Here is a 19626-nt window from a genome sequence, read left to right as displayed (position 1 = left end):
CTGGAATAAGTCGTATTGAACTTCTTTATAACACATCAAAACTTATATAATCTTCCCAAGGTAAATTCTCGCATGTACAAACATCAACCCTTGCATTATTGCGGCATGAATCGCTGGGGCAATGACACCAAAATACGACGCTATCTCATTTAAAGAAATATCAGGGCGCTACTTGGGATCCATTGCCCATATGCAAATTACATTGAATCAGTTAATTTCTTTTACTTTAGGGCAATATAAAACCTTATAGACCTATAAAAGAACTATACTTTTAGAATAATGGCTGTCATTAGTGGAATAATTCATTTAAAAGGAGACGATTATGAGTAACCCTAAATGGAATTTATCCATTTCTCGCACAGTTATCCTCGTCATTGCTTTATTTACTTCTATGGTTTGTGCTGGAGCTCATTTCGTTGGTGGAATTCACACAAATGCAGGTGATATAGGATGGTATCATCCAGATTATTACAATCATGATGTCATAAACGTAGGTAATTATCATCCAGGCTATGGCTGGGTTGCTCCAGTATATGCTACGCCAACATATATAATAAATAATACGGGGTATAACTGCCAGACAGTCCAGCAATGTGATTCTGACGGAAATTGCATTCAAAGCCAAAACTGTGATTAACAGTGGAAAATATAGCACATCAATGCGCATTATCTTTTTTACAAGATTCAGAACAAATTTCCCTCCACTGAGGTGTTCTAATCATCAAAACCTGTTAATTGGATTAACAGGTAAACAGCAAGTAACGGTAGGATTTTAAATGTTCAATGTGATAAAACAAAGGCTATCGATTTTTAGGTTCTTTATTGAGCAAACGATTAAACGTATCGATACACACTGGTTTAATTTTTCTGGTTTGAAAATAACTAAGCGGTGTAAGGAGTGCTATATTCACATTTAAAGCCGGACATAAAGTTACCCATTCTGCAAAACATCTTTCATCCATTTCATCCTTGCCATATCCTGTTTTTGAATTACCCAGCCTGCAATAAGCAACAGAGGCCATAGCAGTTTCAAAGGCCGAATTTTGATTAGTCCAAATAGATTGATCATCAACGCGATACAAAAATTTGGTACCACAGTACAAAAGAGCCATTTTCAAGCCAGTTTGGTATCTTTCATTAAACTCGGGTTTATAGATATCCTCCTCATGAATACATTCATCGTTTTGTGTTAATCGCCCTTGAGCAAAGCCCTGATAAACCCAAATTAACCTGCGAATGGCGATGGCTGAATTCAAATCTACTTTGTTAGGGGTTGCATCACCATATTTCCCTTCTAGAAAATCTTTGTTATGACTACCTCCTTGAGCTAATTTAAAGGCAACAAACAACCTGTCAGCAGAGAGCTGTGTCAGTCCAAAATTAGTTTGATAATTCAATTTAATTCCATTTTGCATTGTTAGTTTTAGTAGCTTGCTCCATCGTAGCAAATTAGTACCTGGTCTGCTTGTAGATATTGAGCGACCATCCATATCCGTAACATTGGTTGGGTCACCACTACTTTCTTTTAGAATCATGGCAAGAACGTGAGCATATTTTAGTACCATTTTTTCTTTGAAATAATGGTGTTGTGCATTCGCCATATGCTGATAAATTACAAAATTTTGAAAAACAAGCATCCTGAGATTGTAGTCTATTGCATTACAATTCGTGTCTTCCTCTTCTGTCATCACCTCAGCAACATGTCTGGTAAGGTTTTCAACTTGCTCTTCATTAGGTAAGCCAATAATATCAGCAAGCCAGTCACTATCCGCTGGATCCTTTGCCGCTGGTAACTGGGATTGACCTTTAACAAACTGTGGGGCATCTTCAGCAAAGAGTGGATGGATTAACACCGCCAATAAAGATAAAGAAACACCTGCTACCCCGTTAATACACTGTCTTTTTAATTCCATAAGCTGTACCTTCTTTATTGAGTATAGCTTGTATCTATTCGAAGGCATGGCAGGCAAAAATTAAATCACAATAGGCTTTTTTTATAAGACATCAAAAGTGATATAATCTTCCCAAGGTAAATTCTCGCGTGTACAAACATCAACCCTTGCATTAAGTGGCCCTTGTTGCAACCAAATATAAAATTCATCTAACTTATCTTCTTTTCCACATGCAAAGACCTCAACACGACCATCCAATAAATTCTTAGCCCAACCAGTAATCATTAATTGTTTCGCCATTTTTTGGGCAGAGGCACGATACGATACACCCTGTACTCTTCCTGAAATATAACAGCGCATACACAAGTCATTGCTCATAATTTTTCCATATTTTATAAATGTCGGCTAACTCTTTCGATTGTATCTCAGCCAGGTCTGCTTTTATCCTGATTCTGCTATAGTTAAATTAGCATTTCTATGAAAACAAAGTAAATTAGATAATTAGGACTTTTCATTAATGGAGATAAAAAATGAAAAAAGTGATACTTTATGTACTTCCTTCTTTGATGTTGGCATCCTTGTTTAACCTAACTTATGCTGATGAAACTCCAGCTCAATTGACCGGTACACCGGTTGAGCAGATTCAGCAATTAAACGCTCAGATTCAATCTCAATTACAGGAAATGCAAACAAAACAACAGCAACAACTGGATGCTTTAAATACCCAATTACAAAATCAAATTAAACAAGTTCAATCTCAATTACAAGAACAAATTCAAACAGTCAATTCTCAAACTCAAGATCAGATTAAACAAGTACAAACAACCCTACAGGAGCAGATTAAACAAATACAGCAGCAAGCATTGCAAAAAGCTAACCAATAAGGCTACTTGTATTTATATAACCTGGCCTGTGTGAACTTGAGCATTTACAATGCCTATGTATCCAAAACTTAAATACATTGATGGTAATTTGCATGAGTTTGGATAAAAATGGAGTTGTTTTTTATGTCGAACTCATGTATCAGGTTTAAAATTAATATTCGCTTGCTCAAAACAACATAAAATCAAGAACAAGCAAAACAGGTTCTTTTAGGGAATATCAATACTGGTATACCCGTTTCAAAGACAGGTAGATATAATTGTTCTATTGCTCTTTGTGCAAAATCAGCGTTATCAATTACGATATTTGTTTCATGGCTATTATGTAAACTTAGCAAATCAAGGTTCGATGAACCGTAAATAACAACCTGATCATCAATTGCCATAAATTTCATATGGATAACCTCTCCCTTCATAGAAATTTCATCGTTATTCACCCGATAAAACCAACGAATTTGCAAGTTATCTCGCTTATCCTCATCAAGCAGTGAACTAAAATATTCTATCGAACTCTGATTTGTTCCACCATAGAACCTCTCACGAGAATCATTGAATCCTTTCCCCATCAATAGACAGACATGGCCATTTCTATTATTTATAAAATCCGCCAGAGCATGGATGATTTCAGGAGTATTTAAATTGGGAACAGCAATCCGGATAGTATGTTTAGCATATTTAATCGCAGCCATGTAAGCGTTATTCAAAGGATCCTCTGGTAAAGGCGCCCTATAAAAAGGGAGTACCGCCAATTTCTGTCTAATAGTATTTGTCACATAGAGTACAGAACAAGAATTTGTATAGGGTTCTTTTGACTCCTGTCCTATATATCTGGGAGAAATTTCCGGAGCATCAGATTTATTGGTACGCTTATCCCACATGGCTTTAAAATCGTAAAAAACTGCTTCTGCTGCGCCTCCAGGAATAAACATGGCGGCATCATGAAACCCATTAGGACCATAATTTTCCTTCTGAAAATTAGCTCCTGTTAAAATGACATCGCCATCAATCCAGATGGCTTTATTATGGTTGGACGCAATAGAATTATGAACATGAGTACCTATATGCAATATAATATTCTGAGGTAAATTATCTAAACCTAAACTGGCGGGATCATGTTTTGGCTTTTTAGGAAATATTTCGCCATGATAAAAAACTTGAGCCAAGCGATCCAACTGATCGACCAGAAGAAATACTTCTACTTCATGTTTAATGTCACAAAGCGCTTTTCGGATATCTTTGATAACCTGAGTACCAGGTTCCCATACAAAAGCCTGAATAAGTATTTGTTTTTTAGCCTCTTTAATTTTATCAACAATTAAACGGTATGCATTCTCACTACCTGAGATTATTTCTATTTGATTTGGATTAACCATGCCAAGCATTTTTTCTGCAGAAACAGTTCCCTTATCAGCAGAGGGAATTGCTGCTTCAATTATTTTTGTCATTAAAAAGGAATCGCTGGAAATAGTTTCTCCTGAATATTGCGAACCTTTCTCAAAAAATCTGGGCATAATTTACTCATAAATTAATTTTACCTAATTTATATCATTGAATTGATTTAATATTTTTGCAAATTAATTTGATCGATTCCAAAACCAAACTTAATTCTTTGTAAACACAATCCCACACACCATCCATCGGTTATTGTTATCCACAAACGAATTCTATTTTCCTTGATTTTTCAATTAAATATACTATACATAAGTAACCATCTTTATTATAAATTAAGGAAAATCAAAATGGATTTAAGCAAAAAAATAGAACCAAAAACATGGGCATTTGTTGAAAAAATACAAAATGCAGGTGGAAAACCAATTTATGACATCCCGGTTGCTGAAGGAAGAGCCATATTTGATCAATTGCAAGCCTTACCCTCCGAGAAACCTGATGTTGATGTAGAGGACAAAACTTTGCCAACAGGACCTGGAGGGAAGGTTGATATTCGTATTGTTCGCCCTAAAGGTGCAAAAGAAACCTTACCGGTCATCATGTTTTTCCATGGTGCTGGCTGGGTTTTTGGCGATTATCAAACTCATGGTCGTCTCGTTCGAGAAATAGCAGTGGGTACCCACGCTGCAGTCGTGTTTGTTAAATACACCTTAGCTCCGGAAGCTCAATACCCGACACAAATAGAAGAATCTTACGCTGCCATGAAATATATATCAGAACACGGCAAGCAATTTAATCTGGATACTTCACGATTTGTCGCTGCAGGTGACAGTGTTGGCGGTAATATGACCAGTGTCATGACTCTCCTTGCCAAAGAACGTGGTGGCCCAAAAATTGATTATCAAGTACTCATTTATCCAGTAACTGATGCCAATTTTGATAACGCTTCCTATAAAGAATTTGCTGAAGGCCCCTGGCTAACCAAAAAAGCGATGGAGTGGTTTTGGGATAAGTATTTGCCCAATAAAGAAAAAAGAAAGGAAATTACAGCAAGTCCGCTGCAAGCCTCTCTTGAACAACTTAAAGGCCTACCACCAGCACTGGTCATCACTGGTGAGTGTGATGTTTTGCGTGATGAGGGCGAAGCCTATGCCCATAAACTCAACGCAGCGGGTGTGACAGTGACTGCAGTTCGTCATCTGGGCACAATCCATGATTTCCTGATGCTCAATGATCTCTCTGAAACACCGGCATGCCGAAATGCCGTTGAAACCATTATTGGTCACTTAACTCAGATTTTTGGCAAGAAAAAGTAAAACAATACATGACTAACATCCAAGTGGATGTTAGTCATGCTGAATGCATTTACAATAATTGTGCTATTTCGGGATTGCCGTTATTGAGTTGCTGATGTTGTCATCTGTTTCATTTTTTCCTGGTTTTGCAAAATCCTGAAACATCACCGGGATTGCCAATGGTGGTATTGAGGTTTTTTTTCTTGTTTTGGATCCAGATAAAGACTGATTTTCCAATTCAAAAATTCTTTTACGAGCTGTTGCCAATTCATCCTTTAATTTTTGATTCTCTAGTTCCAGAGCTTTTATTTTTTCATCAGGACTGGCTATCAAGCCATCTTCTCTAGTTTGCGCCTCAGTCTTGGAACTACTGCCAGATTTAATCATTAAATCACTTGGTTTGGAATCTTCCACTGCAATGATTACAGGAGGAGAACTTTGTTTTTCAGCTTTTCTCAAGGCAATTTGTTGTTCTAATTTTGGCTTAAGCTCTTTACAGGAAACACCATTAATTTTCTTAAGATACCGTTTGTGATCTGTTTCATCTGGAATTAAACTCAATAACATCCTGGAGGTTATGCCTGTATGTTCCAGATTAATACTCTTTAGTGTGATTGTATTACAAATAGTATCTAGCAAATCTTGCGCTTTTTCTTTTTCCTGTTGTTTTATTTCCTTTTTCTTCATCATTATTCGGGGAGAGATCATACCAGTGCCAGAAGCTCCTGTTGCTTTTGCATAAAGCGATTGGGTACTGACATCCAAATTTTCTATAATCGGGTTACTCAATAAAGTCTTTACCCCTGCCCTGGTCATATTATTATTCGCAACATTTAAATCGGTAGCCGCTGGAAACTTCGAAACAATAAGCTTGGCATGATTATCATTTAAGCTGCAAAATGTTAACAATAATGTTCGAATGGTATGATTAGGTCGAATGTCATCCAATCCCCATTCTTTTTTTAACCCGGGATTGAAACTCAAATCAACAGTCTGCAAATTCATTTTGGCAATTGCCTTAATTCCCTCTGCCCCTATTCCACAATTATCCAAATACAGGGTTCTTAACTGCTTTAAAAGCGCAAGCCTGGATACACCCTCATCACCAATTCCAGTATTTTGACTTAAATCAATAGTAGTCAACGATTGAAGATGAGCAATGCTATCTACTCCTTGGTGAGTAATATTATTTCTTCGCAAATTAAAGTGTGTCAGACTTTTTAACCTCGACTCAGGCCGAGTCAAATACTCTAAATTAGCATCAGTAACACCACAATTACGCAAGGATAATTTTTTTAAAGCAGCAGCATTGCGACTTAAACTAAATAATACATAACTTGCGCTAAGTTCTGTATTATAATCCAAATATAACGCTTCAAGCATAGAATTAAACATAGGGCGGTTCTTTAAGTAATTACTTTTCAATGATAATTTTTTGATGTGCGTTAATTTGAAAAGCTCCACTGTGTCACTATCCTTAAGACCACAAGAATCCAAACGTAAAGATTTAATTCCAGGTATATTATTAAGGGCAGTGACTAAATCACTTAACTCTTGATTAGTAAAGCGAGTATTGCTTAGATCAAGTTCAGATAAGGATGAAACTCCCTGATTTCTTGAATCTCGCATAGCATTTAAAAATAATTGAATATCCTGAGATGTTTTTAAAACAAGTTTTACCTGATGCTGTTTTATATTGTCCTTTCGAATATCTTTTAAAAATTTTTTTAACGAAGTAAGGGGCATATTGTCTCCAAATATAAAAAAAAATTCCTGTTTGGTAATATATTTAACTCAAAGATCATCTATTATACATTTCAACGCTTAAGAAAACCATAAGAATTGATTAAAAAACTTGCTAATATCCTCTGGTCAGTGTTATGTTGAATGAAAGGGATTTGGAAGTGGAGGTTAAAATGGAATCAATGATTGATTTGGTTGGATATGTAGCTTCTTCTTTAGTCTTTGCAACATTTTATGTCAAAAAAATTCTGACATTAAGACTCATAGCCGTTTGTAGTAATGTTGCGTTCATTACTTACGGTTTGGGTTATCATTTACATCCTATATTTATTTTACATTCGGTTTTATTGCCTTTAAATTTATACAGAATATTTGAATTATTAAAAAATGATCCAGAGTTCACAATACTTGCAAGGATCAATTTGAAGGCAACCAGATAATCATTTTAATCATTTAATGATATGATGCCTGTTTACTAAATGGGGGGCTTCCGTGTGCAATTGGAACAAGATAATTGGCTTGGCATTAATGGGATTTTCTGCTTTTTTACAAGCAAAAACCTATATCCCTCAATGCCCTAAAGAAATCAATACGCTTGAACGTATACAGACATCTCCGGATGGATGGGAAACCCTGAGCGGGATTAAAAACAATTATCTGGGTAATGTGTCTTTTTATTCCGGCCACCCCAAAGGTCAAGCCAGCTTAAAACCAAACCATATCAATAAGAAAAAAGCCGAATGGAAGTTTTCTCCTCATGATACCATTTACATTGTGTGTCATTACAATCAAACAGGAATTGAACTGACACAACAATTGCCTCAAAAAACAAAAGGATGTACTGTGATTTTTAATCCAAACGCGAAAGGCCCATATGGTTTCCTGCCTCAAAAAATAACCTGCAACCAATAAAGAGGAGGTTTACTCCACCTCTTCCTTGGTTCGACAATAGGTTTCATCAATCAATAACAAGGTTAACAAGGCTAAAATTAAAGAGAGAGGCAACAATAAAAGAGAAAAATAGTACCCGTGCAAAGTAAATTGATGAATACCATCCACCACGGTCCCCTCCCATGTCCAATCCAGCAAGGCACCAACCAGTGGCTCAAACAAAGCCTCAAACACCGAATTAAACGTATTCATAATACCGAGCACTGTAGCCACAAGCACCAAAGGAAATAATTCCCTGATCATTGCAAAGCTGGTAAAAAATCCACTTGCTCCAAAGCCAAAGAGAAATAAAAGAATAATTAAAGTAAGTAAATTTTGGTTTGAGCTATAAATAACAATCAATAAACATAATAAAGCTGAACATGTTCCTGTAAACAAAATAGGCTTTCTACGTCTGATAAAATCAGAAAACCATCCCCAAAATGGCGCGCCTGCCGCAAAACCGACAAAAATAAATGAAATAGCAAGAGCCGCATCGGTACGAGACAAGAGATAAGCCTTTTCCAAAAAAGGAACTCCCCATAATCCACCAAAAACCGAAACAGGAGCAAAAGCTAATCCACTATATAATGACAAAGCCCATGCCTGCCGGTTAACGATAATACGTCTTAACAATTGAATAATGGGCTCCTTCCTATTTGACATAGGCTGAGTTTGTGCAGGCTTATCTCTTAAAACGAGAAAATACACGACCCCCAAGATAATTCCCATTACACTGACCAATTCAAGTGCCTTGCGCCAACCTTCATGTTGAACCAAAAATGCTAAAGGCATCTGCCCTCCCACAGCACCTAACATGGCCGCTGTCATAAACATTCCTGATACTAAAGCAAATCGCTTTGGTGAAAACCACACAGCAGCTAACTTAAAACAAGATACCGCAGCAAAAGCTGCTCCTGCTCCCATCAATGCTCGACTTAAGCAAGCCAACCATAAAGTATTGGTTTGAGAAAAAATATAAGTACTGATACTGCAGACAAAAATGGCAAAGGTTGTCAGCAATCTTGGACTGTACCTGTCTAACATCACACCTACAGGAATCTGCATGAATAAATAGGAATAAAAATAAAAAGCCGACAAATTCCCAAGACCAGCCGCATTAACCTGAAATGCTTTCATCAAATCAGCTGTCATCACACTGGGGGAAACCTGAATCAAATATTTATAAAAGAAAAAACAGGCCGCTATGGTCCATATAATCCAGAGATACGTTTTAGCTAGTAAAGGATTCTTAATTGAAAATGTGTTCACAATAACTCCTAACTTATTTGCTTCAGGTTAGTGATAAAATTTCAATAACCGCTGAGTCTTATCTGCTGCTGTTATCGCCCTGAGGCGGGGCAGATAAGTCAGGAGAGCAGCCGTCTCAGAGCAGAGGAAAGGGTAAAGCTGACCACCACCACGACTATGACAATTGAGATGAAAGAGTTTAAAACAACAGGCGACAATCCAACAGGCTGTCTGTTACAGCTTTGGGGACAAGACTTTCTGCTTATTAATTGTCGTCTTATATTCATAAAAAACTGGAAATTAAAAGAATATTTAATGTTAACTTTTTAGGCAATGTGCTGTCAAGATCACAAACAATGGATATTTTTTTAAGTTTTGCTATTACAGCAGCTACATTTATTAATCTGTTTCACTTGCAAAAAAATCTGCATACAGAAATAATAAAATTCTTACCCCTATAAGCAAATTGATAACAAGTTACCTTAAAGGAATCCAGGGAATGGAGTTAACCACAACCGAGAACCAACTATTTAAAAGTTCCAAAGTAAGTCTTGCTCTGGTTACTGTTCTGGTGGGAATCGGTTCAGGTTTTCTAGGCATGTGCCTGGCCATGTTATTGCATTATCTTCAACATATTGCCTATGGTTACAGCCCCCTTCACATCATCAGTAATGAAACTTTTCTGGAGGGAGTTAGAGCCTCTTCAGCTGAGCGGAGAATAAGCATACTATTCCTTTGCGGCTTAATCGCCGGTGTAGGATGGTGGGCACTTTATCGCTTTGGTAAACCATTAGTCAGTATTGCATCAGCAATAAAATCAGGTAAACCAATGCCGGCTCTCAGTACCTTCATTCATGCTTTTTTACAAATCATAACAATTGCATTGGGCTCACCTCTGGGACGAGAGGTGGCTCCTCGCGAGGTAAGCTCTGTCTTTGCTTACTGGCTATCTAGCAAAGCAGGATTAACTCCTGAGGAAAGCAAGATAATGTTGGCATGTGGAGCAGGCGCGGGGCTTGCTGCAGTTTATAATGTGCCTTTAGGCGGCGCCGTTTTTGTTTTGGAAGTGTTGTTATGCACTTCCAACTGGACTGTCTTGCTTCCTGCATTATCTTCTTCTGCTATAGCAGTTCTGGTGTCTTGGTGGGGTTTGGGAAATGAATCAATTTATCAACTCCCTGAATTTTCATTAAGTGCACCTATAATTCTTTGGTCTATTCTTGCCAGCCCGGTGTTAGGTTTTTTTGCTTTTTGGTTTATTCAAATTGCTACAATACAACGCAGCAAAGCAATGCATAACTGGCAAATGATATTGGCTTGTTTAATTAATTTTTTAATCATTGGCTTATTCGCAATTTATTTTCCTTCTTTACTAGGTAACGGCAAAAGTCCGGCAGAAATGGAGTTTGATCAATCAGTAGGAATTGGTTTAAGTATTGTATTATTTATGTTGAGGAATGTATTCGTATGGTCAAGCTTGCGTGTAGGAGCACAAGGTGGCTTACTAACCCCCTCACTGGCTAACGGCGCCTTATTAGGAGCTATTCTAGGTGGAATTTGGAATTTGTATTTACCACCCGCTCCCATCCATGCCTTCGCGCTTATTGGTGCCACGGCTTTTCTTGCTGCGGCACAAAAAATGCCTTTGACTGCCATTATCCTCATTTTCGAATTCACCCGGATTAATTTTATCTTTCTTATCCCTATCATGCTTGCTGTTTCCGGCTCTATAGGTATGTGCCAGTTAACCAAGAACTATTACATTAAATATAAAGTATGATTGTTTGTAATTAGATGGAATCATTGCATCAAAGCAAGATCAACTTGATCAAAATTAACCACAAAAATGCTATACTTATAATGTAAATTGATGAAAAGGAAGTTCACTATGCCTAAAAGATTTACTAAAAAAATACCACTTATTTCCAAAGAAGAGTGTTTTGCTTTATTACCTGGGTACAGCATCAATGCAATGAATCTTCTGAAACGAGGGAATCACACACTCTATTATGAAGAAATTGAGTCCTTATCAAAAATTTTTGTTGCCCTGGTCACTCATTATTCAGAACCAATAGAATCAATCATCAATTGCATGGAAAAAGCAATGTATGGTGCTTATAAAGAGGAATTAGATAAAATTGAGCATGAAATTCAACGCCTGTTTAAGATAAGAAAAAATACTCCGATTCATTCTCTATTTGGCGAAAGAGAAATTGAAAAATTGACTATACAGATTTCAGAATTGGAAAAACGCAAATCAGTACCTGTAAAAGAAATTATCCAGGGGGTTATCTACGATACTTTAGATAAGGCAAGCCAGGCTCTAACAGATAGAATGCCAGCAAATTATAAACTGCAAGAATATGAGAACCGAGGCAATCCTTTTCAATAAAATGAGGAGTTATGTTAAATAAAACGCAACTACCTCTCTTAAAATCCAATTTATTCATATCGCACTTGCTCATACATTACCCATTCTAAAGTTGATATGTCGATTAATAATGAATCACACTTTCATCGTGTTTTTATAAAAGCAAAGAAATCTAATTTGACAAAACTGTTTAGAAATAATGGAATGCCATATAGAATATAATCCAGGATTCGGTAATATAACGAATTCTGAATAGACATAAACCAGTTTTTACAGGTAATCAAATGACACTTTGCCCCTGTGGTTCACAAAATAAATATGAGCAATGTTGTGGGATTTATCTGGAAAGCAAGAAAGCTCCTGAAACACCAGAACAATTAATGCGTTCGAGATATACTGCGTATTCTCTTGCAAAAATCGATTATATTAAACAAACCATGAAGGGCAAACCACTAATTGCTTTCAATGAATCAGCAGCAAAAGAGTGGGCTCAAAATGTCTCCTGGCTCGGTTTGAAAATCATTCAAAGCTACTTGGAGAGTCCGGATAAAGGATTTGTTGAATTTATAGCAACCTTTCTTGACGGAAATCAGTTGAAAAATATTCATGAATTAAGTGAGTTTCAAAAGGATAATTCCCTTTGGTTTTATGTCAATGGGGTAGATAAACAGTTATCAAATAAACAAAACAAGCAAAAAATAGGCCGCAACAGCCCATGTCCATGTGGAAGCGGTAAAAAATTTAAAAACTGTCATGAAAAATGAAATTAACTCAAGGTAGCAGATGAACGGTCACTTACTCCTCAATGTTTTCATTTTCCTTGCTGCTGCAAGCATCATGGTTCCACTGGCAAGCCGATTTAGACTTGGTTCTGTGATTGGTTATCTTACCGTAGGAATGCTCATTGGACCCTTTGGACTTAAACTAATTGGCAATGCCGATCAAATTATGCACTTTGCAGAATTTGGAGTAGTCATGATGTTATTCTTGATTGGTCTGGAGTTAGAACCAATCATGCTCTGGAAGCTGAGAAAATTAATAGTTGGCTTGGGTGGCTTACAAGTATTGTTAACAACAAGCGCCCTTTCTTCAGCAGCTGTTATGATGGGATACAATTGGCGAGCCAGTGTAGCGGTCAGTATGGCACTTGCCCTGTCTTCAACCGCTTTAGTCTTGCAAATGCTCCAGGAGAAAAATCTTTTGAAAACAGCAGAGGGTGAAACTTCTTTTGCTGTTCTTTTATTTCAGGATATTGCAGTCATACCGATATTGGTGATTTTGCCTTTACTGGGCAACCACCATGGAATTAATGCAGCTATTAACCCTCATACGGCTACTGCTATTGCCCAACTACCCAAGTGGCTTCATGCCATTGTCGTTGCTGGCATTATCGGTGGTGTTATCTTGGCAGGCCACTACTTATCCAGATACTTATTCTTAATCATTGCAAAAACCAATATCCGTGAAGTATTTACTGCATTTTCCCTGTCCCTGGTTGTTGGAATTACCTTATTAATGGAAACGATTGGGGTATCTCCTGCTTTGGGGGCCTTTATCGCGGGGATGGTTCTAGCTAACTCTCAATATAAACGGACTGTAGAAGCTGATATTCAACCTTTCAAAGGACTGCTTCTTGGATTATTTTTCATCTCAGTCGGAATGGGTATTAACTTCAATCTACTCTTCAGCCAAATGACTATAATCATCCCTGTCGTACTTGGGTTGATTACCATTAAAGCATTGATTCTCTTTACACTCGGCAAGATATTTCAGCTTACTAAAATCCAGGCGCTTGGATTCGCCCTGGGTTTATCACAAGGAGGAGAATTTGCTTTTGTCCTCTTTCAATACTCAAGTACCTTGAAAGTAATCAGCCCGGAAATAAGCAGTTTTTTCACTCTGGTAGTCGCTCTGTCCATGTTGGCCACACCTTTTTTAATGCTTTTGTACCATCGTTTTATGATGCCCAAATTAATAAGCAAATTACCAGAACGTGAATACGACTCTATCCATGAAAAAAATAATATTATTATCGCGGGTTATGGCCGTTTTGGCCAGATAATTGGTCGCTTTCTTAGTGGTGAAAACATCAAGGTAACTGTTTTGGAAAAAAATCCAGAACAGGTTGAATTATTAAGAAAATTTGGCTACACCGGATATTTTGGTGATGCGAATCGTCTGGATCTGTTAAAAAGCGCAGGGGCAGCTCATGCCAAATTGCTCATAGTCACTGTCGGAAATCCGGACACCAATTTGGAAATTGTGAAATTAGCTAAAGAAGAATTTCCTCAATTAAAAATTTTTGCCAGAGCAAGAAATAGACGACACGCCTACGAGTTACACAAAGCAGGAGTGCATTATTTCAAAAGAGAATTATTTGACTCCTCGTTAACCATGACCAAGGAAATTTTAAAATTTCTTGGTTATAAACCTGAAGAAATTGAGAAAAAAGCCAATGCTTTCCAGAAGCATGATGAAGAAACGTTGATTAAATCTTTTGACTTTTTTGAGGAAGAAGCCAGCCTCATCAATTTCTCGCGTCAGGCAAAAGGAGAATTAGAGCGTATTTTGCAAAATAATAATCCATAATCAAATCATAAAGGTCTATACTTCCATATAATCATCTTGAAATGGCTTTCATTATGATAAAACAATTACAACAGGCATTAGGTGATATTCTTTTAGGAAAAGAAGAAGTCATCAGATTAGGTATTTCCTGTTTATTAGCCAATGGTCACCTGCTTCTTGAAGACAACCCAGGTATGGGGAAAACAACATTTAGCCATGCTTTGGCTCAACTGACTGGTATGCAATACAGACGAATACAATTTACCAGCGACCTTTTGCCGAGTGATCTCTTGGGAGTATCCATTTATGATCACCAACGCAACGTCTTTCAATTTCATAAGGGTCCTATATTCTCACAATTAATTCTCGCTGATGAAATAAACAGAGCCACACCTAAAACTCAAAGCGCCCTATTAGAAGCAATGGAGGAAAGGCAAGTTACTACTGATATAGGCACAGAACCACTCCCTCAACCATTTTTTGTTATCGCCACCCAAAATCCATCCTACCATACTGGAACTTATCCATTACCTGAATCGCAGTTGGATCGATTTCTGATGCGCCTGGTCATTGGCTACCCACCACCTGATGCGGAACGTATGCTTTTAAAATCATCAAACCTGAATACGAAATTAAGAGAGCTAACTCCTATCATTACCCCACAGCAATTAGAGATTTTACAGCGAGAGAGTCAAAAAGTTCTGGTTTCTGAATTAGTGCTTGATTATGTTCAATCGCTTCTGGATGCCAGTAGAAATCAGGGATGGTTCAATCATGGATTAAGCCCAAGAGCCGGAATGGGATTAGTGCATGCCGCTCAAGCCTTTGCCAGAACTGATGACAGAGATTTTGTCCGACCTGATGATATACAAGCAGTGATGCCTGCTGTTGTGAATCATCGTTTAATCATTAAAAAATCACAAACTCAATTATCTGCAGCCGAACTATTAATGAGTGAAATTGAGGTTCCCGTGTGATAAGACAAATCAAAACAAAAATTGAGGCTTATTGGGAAAACTGGATTTCTAAACGAGCCTCTAAAACCAATCCCCAAATTCTTGGTTCGAAAAATATTTATATTATACCCTCTGGATTTGGGTGGGCCTATGGCGTGGTTGTACTGTCCCTGTTTTCTGGCGCAATCAATTATCAAATTAGCACTGTTTTTTTAATGACTTTTCTTTTAGCAATTATAGGTCTTATAAGTGCCTGGGAAGCCCATACCAATCTTAAAGAGTTATCCATTAAATTGGTATCAGTTGAAGACGCGTATGAAGGAACCCCTGTCCAGGTTAATTTATTGATTCAATCAAATAATAGAGTTCATTTTGGACTAGAGCTTCGACTCAATAATCAATCAGTAACACGATTAGAAAAAATTCCCCCACAAGGTTTGCGATTTGTTTTACCTCTGGCAACAACTGGAAGAGGATGTTATACCCTGCCTAGAATCACCATTTCCAGTTTTTTTCCTTTTGGCCTGTTTCAGGTATGGGGGTATGCCCATTTTGATAGCAAATATTATGTTTATCCTCAACCTGTTAATCCCGGTTTTTGGCCCATGCCCTTTTATCATCAGAATAAAATGAAAACAGACACTCATGGAGATAATGAATTTTATGACTTAAAGCAGGTAGAAAATCCCTGGATTCAGCCCAATCTTATCGCATGGAAAATTGCAGCAAAAGGACAAGGCTGGTATTTGAAAACGATGAACCGTGCTGAAGAAATGTATTGGCTTTTTACATTAAATGATTTACCTATTGAAACACTCGAAGAAAAATTGAAGCACATGAGCTATTGGTTGGTTACTGCCGAATCAAAAGGCCAGTTTTACAAACTCGGGCTGGGAAACGATCCAGATGAATTTTCCCATGGGGAAGAACATCTTCGATATTGCTTACGTCAATTGGCGGTGTATTGATGGACTTCACCGCCAAACAACATACTCTTCTGATAACAACCAGATATGCTCTTTTGGTTATGTTGATATGTTACTTTCCTCATTTTTTAACCGCACCCTGGTGGATTGTTATCCTTATCTTGGCGTCAATAAGCTACAAATTGATAACAGATTACTTTGCTTATCCACCGCTTGACAAGCGGATACGCTTTATTGTGATTATTAGCTGCTTTTTTCTATTAAAATTTCAATACGGCAGCATTGTCTCCAGTGGTTTTTTTATCGGCTTTTTACTTGCATTTATTGGACTAAAAACCATAGAAATTCATAATGTCAGAGATATAAAAATACTGATATTGTGTAATTTTTATCTTATCTTCGCTGCCTTAATCGTAGTGCAAGAATTATTGATCATACCCTATTTACTAATTGCAATTCTGGCCAATCTCACTCTGCTGTTAAAATTGAATGCTCCTCAAGCCTCATTAAGACAAGTTAGTAGCCACAGTATGAAACTATTACTTGTTGCAACACCATTAACTGTCTTTCTTTTCTACTTTTTTCCGCGTATAGCCAATCCGCTTTGGCAAGTACCTTCCTTGGGTAAAAGCCACACTGGATTTAGCGAATGGATGGAACCAGGCTCGGTTGCAAATCTTCTAAATGATGACAGAACGGCTTTACGGGTTATATTTAAAAGAAAAGCTATACTAAATGGTTATTGGCGAGGATTAACTTTAAGTATTTATAATGGTATAAGCTGGAATCCTGCCTGGAATGTCTCATCAACTTTCCCACCATTACAGGAGTTGGCTACTTCTGATACCGGAGATTATGAGGTCATTATAGAGCCTCATCAAAAAAAATGGCTGTTTTATCTTGGTTATCCCATTGCAAGCTATCCTCAACTCTTATTTTCTCTCAATTTTGGTTTGGTTAGTCAAAATAAAAACATCATTACCCAACGTTTTGCTTATGCTTTGCGAATTAGCTCCCCCCCTTACTCCCCATTGACTCAGCAAGATTGGATACTCAATACCCGATTACCAAACCATTTAAATCCCAGAATGACACTCTGGGCAAAACAACAATTTGCTAAAGTAAATTACGACCCTAAAGCCTTTATAGAATTCATCCAGAATTACATAAAAGAGGAATCATACTGGTATACTTTAACTCCTCCAAAACTGGAGAATCAAAATGACCAAATGGATTATTTCTGGTTTGACTCCAGAAAAGGATTTTGTGAGCATTATGCAAGCGCAGTAACTGTTATATTACGATCTGTTGGCATCCCCGCCCGGGTTATTGTTGGTTATCAAGGAGGAGAATGGAATCCACTGGCAAGATATTTAACTATAAAACAATATGATGCCCACGCCTGGTTAGAGTATTGGCAAAAAGAATCTGGCTGGAAACAACTGGATCCCACTTCATTTATTTCCCCCTCTCGCATAGAGCCTTCTATTGTTGCCATGCAAGCTGCGCGTGCCAAACAACAATTAGTCATTGATCCCTCAAGATTAACCTGGCTTCAGAAACTCAAATTATATATGGAGTCAACCCGCTTTTTCATCGAGCGTTGGCTGCTCTTTTACAATCAGGATACCCAATATGAATTATTAGAAAAAATCGGATTAAGACACTGGAATGCCGTTAATCTATTGCAAATCGTCATAATTTCTCTGGTTTTATTTATAATTTTCTTAGGTGCTTGTTATCAATGGAGGCAAAAAAGGATATTAGATCCCTTATTGCATGAATACCATCTTTTACAAAAAGAATTTTGCCGCTTCAATATTCCAACTCAACCGCCCACCACTCTGAATCAACAATGTAAAATTTTAGTCAATAAAATTCCCAATCTGGAAGAAACCATCACTACCTTTCTTTATCATTATGAAAAACTGCGTTTGCAACATCGTCTTGGCAAAGAGAAAGAAAATAAAAAACAAACCATTTTATTGTTTAAAAACCTGAGACGGATATTAAAACAGATAATAGCCTAAACTTGATAGGATGCTTACACAAAACACTAAGCGTGTGTAAGTCCTGCTTGATATATCGGTTGCATTATTGAGCCTCAAAGTGCTTAAATAGACAACATTCATCAAAATAAGATTTTCAATAATGGTTCACTTTCAAGAAATTACTGTCAAAACTTTTTTACATGACTATTGGCAAAAAAAACCACTGATCATTCGTCAAGCCTTACCTGATTTTATTAATCCACTCACACCAGATGAGTTGGCAGGACTTGCTCTTGAGGAAGAAATAGAAAGTCGCCTGGTCTATGAAACTCCAGAACATTGCCCAAAGTGGAATTTAAAAAGAGGCCCGTTTAAAGAATCCGATTTGAGTCACTTGCCTGAAACTCACTGGACTCTATTAGTACAAGGAGTAGACCGTATTGTTCCGGAAGTCTATGAGTTACTAGATCATTTCAATTTTATTCCCCAATGGCGAGTTGATGATGTGATGATTAGTTATGCCGCTCTTCATGGGAGTGTTGGCCCTCATTATGATAATTATGATGTTTTCTTATATCAGGCTAAAGGTCGACGACTATGGTCATTAACCTCAAAAAAATGCCATACGAACAATTTTATAGAAGGTCTTGAATTACGAATCATGAAAGAATTTGAGGTAGAAGAACAATTTATCCTGGAAGAAGGAGACATGCTCTATTTACCACCCCATATAGGGCATTATGGTATCGCTCAATCTGAAGAATGTATGACCTACTCTTTTGGCTATAGAAGTTATCAAGGACAAGAACTGTGGGATAGTCTCGGTGATTATTTGTCTGAACATGGTCTGTTCAAATCCCTCTATCAGGATCCTGATTGGTCTGCTCTTAAAAACACATCGGAAATATCGCCTAATGCATGGGACAATGCAAAGCAATTGCTAAGGCAAATCCTGGAAAATGATAACATCATCAAACCCTGGTTCGGTTGTTTTGCTACAAGCCTTGATCAATCAGTTGAACAACATTTAGCCCTTCCTTTAGAAGAAGATGAATTACTCAGTTTGGATGAGTTTATAAAAGAACTGGCTAATCATCGGGGAATAGTAAGAGATGCCTCATGTCGTTTTGCGTATATCATGTCTGACGGAGAATCCCGTTGCCATTTTTATGTCAATGGGAAAGAATGGGACAGCTATGGGGTTTCAACAAACTTACTCAGCCTTATTGCCAATAATCGATTCCTATCTGTAAAAGACTTAATACCTTATTTAGACAACAAAAATAATCAACTCTTCCTCTATGAATTATGGAAATTACAATGGTTACAAACTTCTCATGATCAGTGATTTAGTTTATAAATACCTTGAATAAAATCTATCCTCAATAGATAGGGCGTGTTGACAATTGCTCCCCGCCTACGTGCCTTGGCTT

17 protein-coding genes and 2 pseudogenes are annotated in these 19626 nt (G+C 37.3%); 13 read left to right on the top strand and 6 right to left on the bottom strand.

What is annotated here, in order from left to right:
- Positions 1 to 25: 25 nt before the first annotated feature.
- Positions 26 to 97 (bottom strand): annotated as a pseudogene (locus CC34_RS1000000117595) (acylphosphatase); the annotation flags it as partial.
- A 225-nt stretch (positions 98 to 322) separates the two neighbouring features.
- Here CC34_RS1000000117595 and CC34_RS0113625 point away from each other — a divergent pair.
- A complete protein-coding gene (locus CC34_RS0113625; RefSeq protein ID WP_027227807.1) occupies positions 323 to 637 on the top strand; it encodes a hypothetical protein in 315 nt (104 codons plus the stop codon).
- Positions 638 to 800: 163 nt separating this feature from the next.
- Here CC34_RS0113625 and CC34_RS0113620 read toward each other — a convergent pair whose 3' ends face one another.
- Both CC34_RS0113620 and CC34_RS0113615 read right to left on the bottom strand, forming a co-directional pair.
- Positions 801 to 1913 (bottom strand): hypothetical protein, encoded by a 1113-nt coding sequence (locus tag CC34_RS0113620; RefSeq protein ID WP_027227806.1) that lies wholly within the window; start codon positions 1911 to 1913, stop codon positions 801 to 803.
- A gap of 81 nt (positions 1914 to 1994) precedes the next feature.
- Positions 1995 to 2270 carry an acylphosphatase gene (locus tag CC34_RS0113615; protein ID WP_027227805.1) on the bottom strand — a complete coding sequence of 92 codons (276 nt, stop codon included), beginning with the start codon at positions 2268 to 2270 and terminating at the stop codon, positions 1995 to 1997.
- 152 nt (positions 2271 to 2422) lie between these two features.
- Between CC34_RS0113615 and CC34_RS0113610 the strand changes: the two genes are divergently transcribed.
- The gene (locus tag CC34_RS0113610) at positions 2423 to 2776 is read left to right on the top strand and encodes a hypothetical protein (RefSeq protein WP_027227804.1); all 354 of its coding nucleotides are present in this window, start codon (positions 2423 to 2425) and stop codon (positions 2774 to 2776) included.
- A 182-nt stretch (positions 2777 to 2958) separates the two neighbouring features.
- On the opposite strand, the gene CC34_RS0113605 is transcribed toward CC34_RS0113610, so the two are convergent.
- The gene (locus CC34_RS0113605; protein WP_027227803.1) at positions 2959 to 4284 is read right to left on the bottom strand and encodes a phospholipase D-like domain-containing protein; all 1326 of its coding nucleotides are present in this window, start codon (positions 4282 to 4284) and stop codon (positions 2959 to 2961) included.
- 228 nt (positions 4285 to 4512) lie between these two features.
- Between CC34_RS0113605 and CC34_RS0113595 the strand changes: the two genes are divergently transcribed.
- Positions 4513 to 5478: an alpha/beta hydrolase gene (locus CC34_RS0113595; protein ID WP_027227802.1), complete on the top strand. Its 966-nt coding sequence runs from the start codon at positions 4513 to 4515 to the stop codon at positions 5476 to 5478.
- Positions 5479 to 5541: 63 nt separating this feature from the next.
- Here CC34_RS0113595 and legLC8 read toward each other — a convergent pair.
- A pseudogene (gene legLC8 / locus CC34_RS0113590) lies at positions 5542 to 7262 on the bottom strand (Dot/Icm T4SS effector LegLC8).
- A 111-nt stretch (positions 7263 to 7373) separates the two neighbouring features.
- On the opposite strand from legLC8, the gene CC34_RS0113585 reads away from it, so the two are divergent.
- On the top strand, positions 7374 to 7640 hold the full coding sequence (locus CC34_RS0113585) for a hypothetical protein (protein ID WP_013101554.1): 267 nt from the start codon (positions 7374 to 7376) through the stop codon (positions 7638 to 7640).
- Positions 7641 to 7692: 52 nt separating this feature from the next.
- Positions 7693 to 8112, top strand: coding sequence for an STY0301 family protein (locus tag CC34_RS0113580; protein WP_027227800.1), 420 nt, complete (start codon positions 7693 to 7695; stop codon positions 8110 to 8112).
- Between the two features lie 9 nt (positions 8113 to 8121).
- Here CC34_RS0113580 and CC34_RS0113575 read toward each other — a convergent pair whose 3' ends face one another.
- A complete protein-coding gene (locus tag CC34_RS0113575; RefSeq protein ID WP_027227799.1) occupies positions 8122 to 9402 on the bottom strand; it encodes an MFS transporter in 1281 nt (426 codons plus the stop codon).
- Between the two features lie 478 nt (positions 9403 to 9880).
- Here CC34_RS0113575 and CC34_RS0113565 point away from each other — a divergent pair, with 478 nt between their 5' ends.
- From CC34_RS0113565 to CC34_RS0113530, 8 genes are all read left to right on the top strand, one after another.
- Positions 9881 to 11161 (top strand): chloride channel protein, encoded by a 1281-nt coding sequence (locus CC34_RS0113565; RefSeq protein ID WP_027227798.1) that lies wholly within the window; start codon positions 9881 to 9883, stop codon positions 11159 to 11161.
- 108 nt (positions 11162 to 11269) lie between these two features.
- Positions 11270 to 11773 (top strand): hypothetical protein, encoded by a 504-nt coding sequence (locus CC34_RS0113560; protein ID WP_027227797.1) that lies wholly within the window; start codon positions 11270 to 11272, stop codon positions 11771 to 11773.
- Positions 11774 to 12036: 263 nt separating this feature from the next.
- On the top strand, positions 12037 to 12516 hold the full coding sequence (locus CC34_RS0113555; RefSeq protein ID WP_027227796.1) for a YchJ family protein: 480 nt from the start codon (positions 12037 to 12039) through the stop codon (positions 12514 to 12516).
- 19 nt (positions 12517 to 12535) lie between these two features.
- The gene (locus tag CC34_RS0113550; RefSeq protein WP_027227795.1) at positions 12536 to 14341 is read left to right on the top strand and encodes a monovalent cation:proton antiporter-2 (CPA2) family protein; all 1806 of its coding nucleotides are present in this window, start codon (positions 12536 to 12538) and stop codon (positions 14339 to 14341) included.
- A 53-nt stretch (positions 14342 to 14394) separates the two neighbouring features.
- A complete protein-coding gene (locus CC34_RS0113545) occupies positions 14395 to 15297 on the top strand; it encodes an AAA family ATPase (RefSeq protein WP_032830257.1) in 903 nt (300 codons plus the stop codon).
- Positions 15294 to 16244 carry a membrane protein gene (locus CC34_RS0113540; protein WP_027227793.1) on the top strand — a complete coding sequence of 317 codons (951 nt, stop codon included), beginning with the start codon at positions 15294 to 15296 and terminating at the stop codon, positions 16242 to 16244. The genes CC34_RS0113545 and CC34_RS0113540 overlap by 4 nt, the downstream gene beginning before the upstream one ends.
- Positions 16244 to 18232 (top strand): transglutaminase TgpA family protein, encoded by a 1989-nt coding sequence (locus CC34_RS0113535; RefSeq protein ID WP_028378629.1) that lies wholly within the window; start codon positions 16244 to 16246, stop codon positions 18230 to 18232. Before CC34_RS0113540 ends, CC34_RS0113535 begins: the two co-directional genes overlap by 1 nt.
- A gap of 121 nt (positions 18233 to 18353) precedes the next feature.
- A complete protein-coding gene (locus tag CC34_RS0113530) occupies positions 18354 to 19541 on the top strand; it encodes a JmjC domain-containing protein (protein ID WP_028378628.1) in 1188 nt (395 codons plus the stop codon).
- Positions 19542 to 19626 lie beyond the last annotated feature (85 nt).

Source organism: Legionella pneumophila subsp. fraseri, from assembly GCF_000586315.1.
Taxonomy (GTDB): domain Bacteria; phylum Pseudomonadota; class Gammaproteobacteria; order Legionellales; family Legionellaceae; genus Legionella; species Legionella pneumophila_B.
Note: the sequence above shows the minus strand (reverse complement) of the source record. Positions and strands in the feature narration are given on the sequence as shown.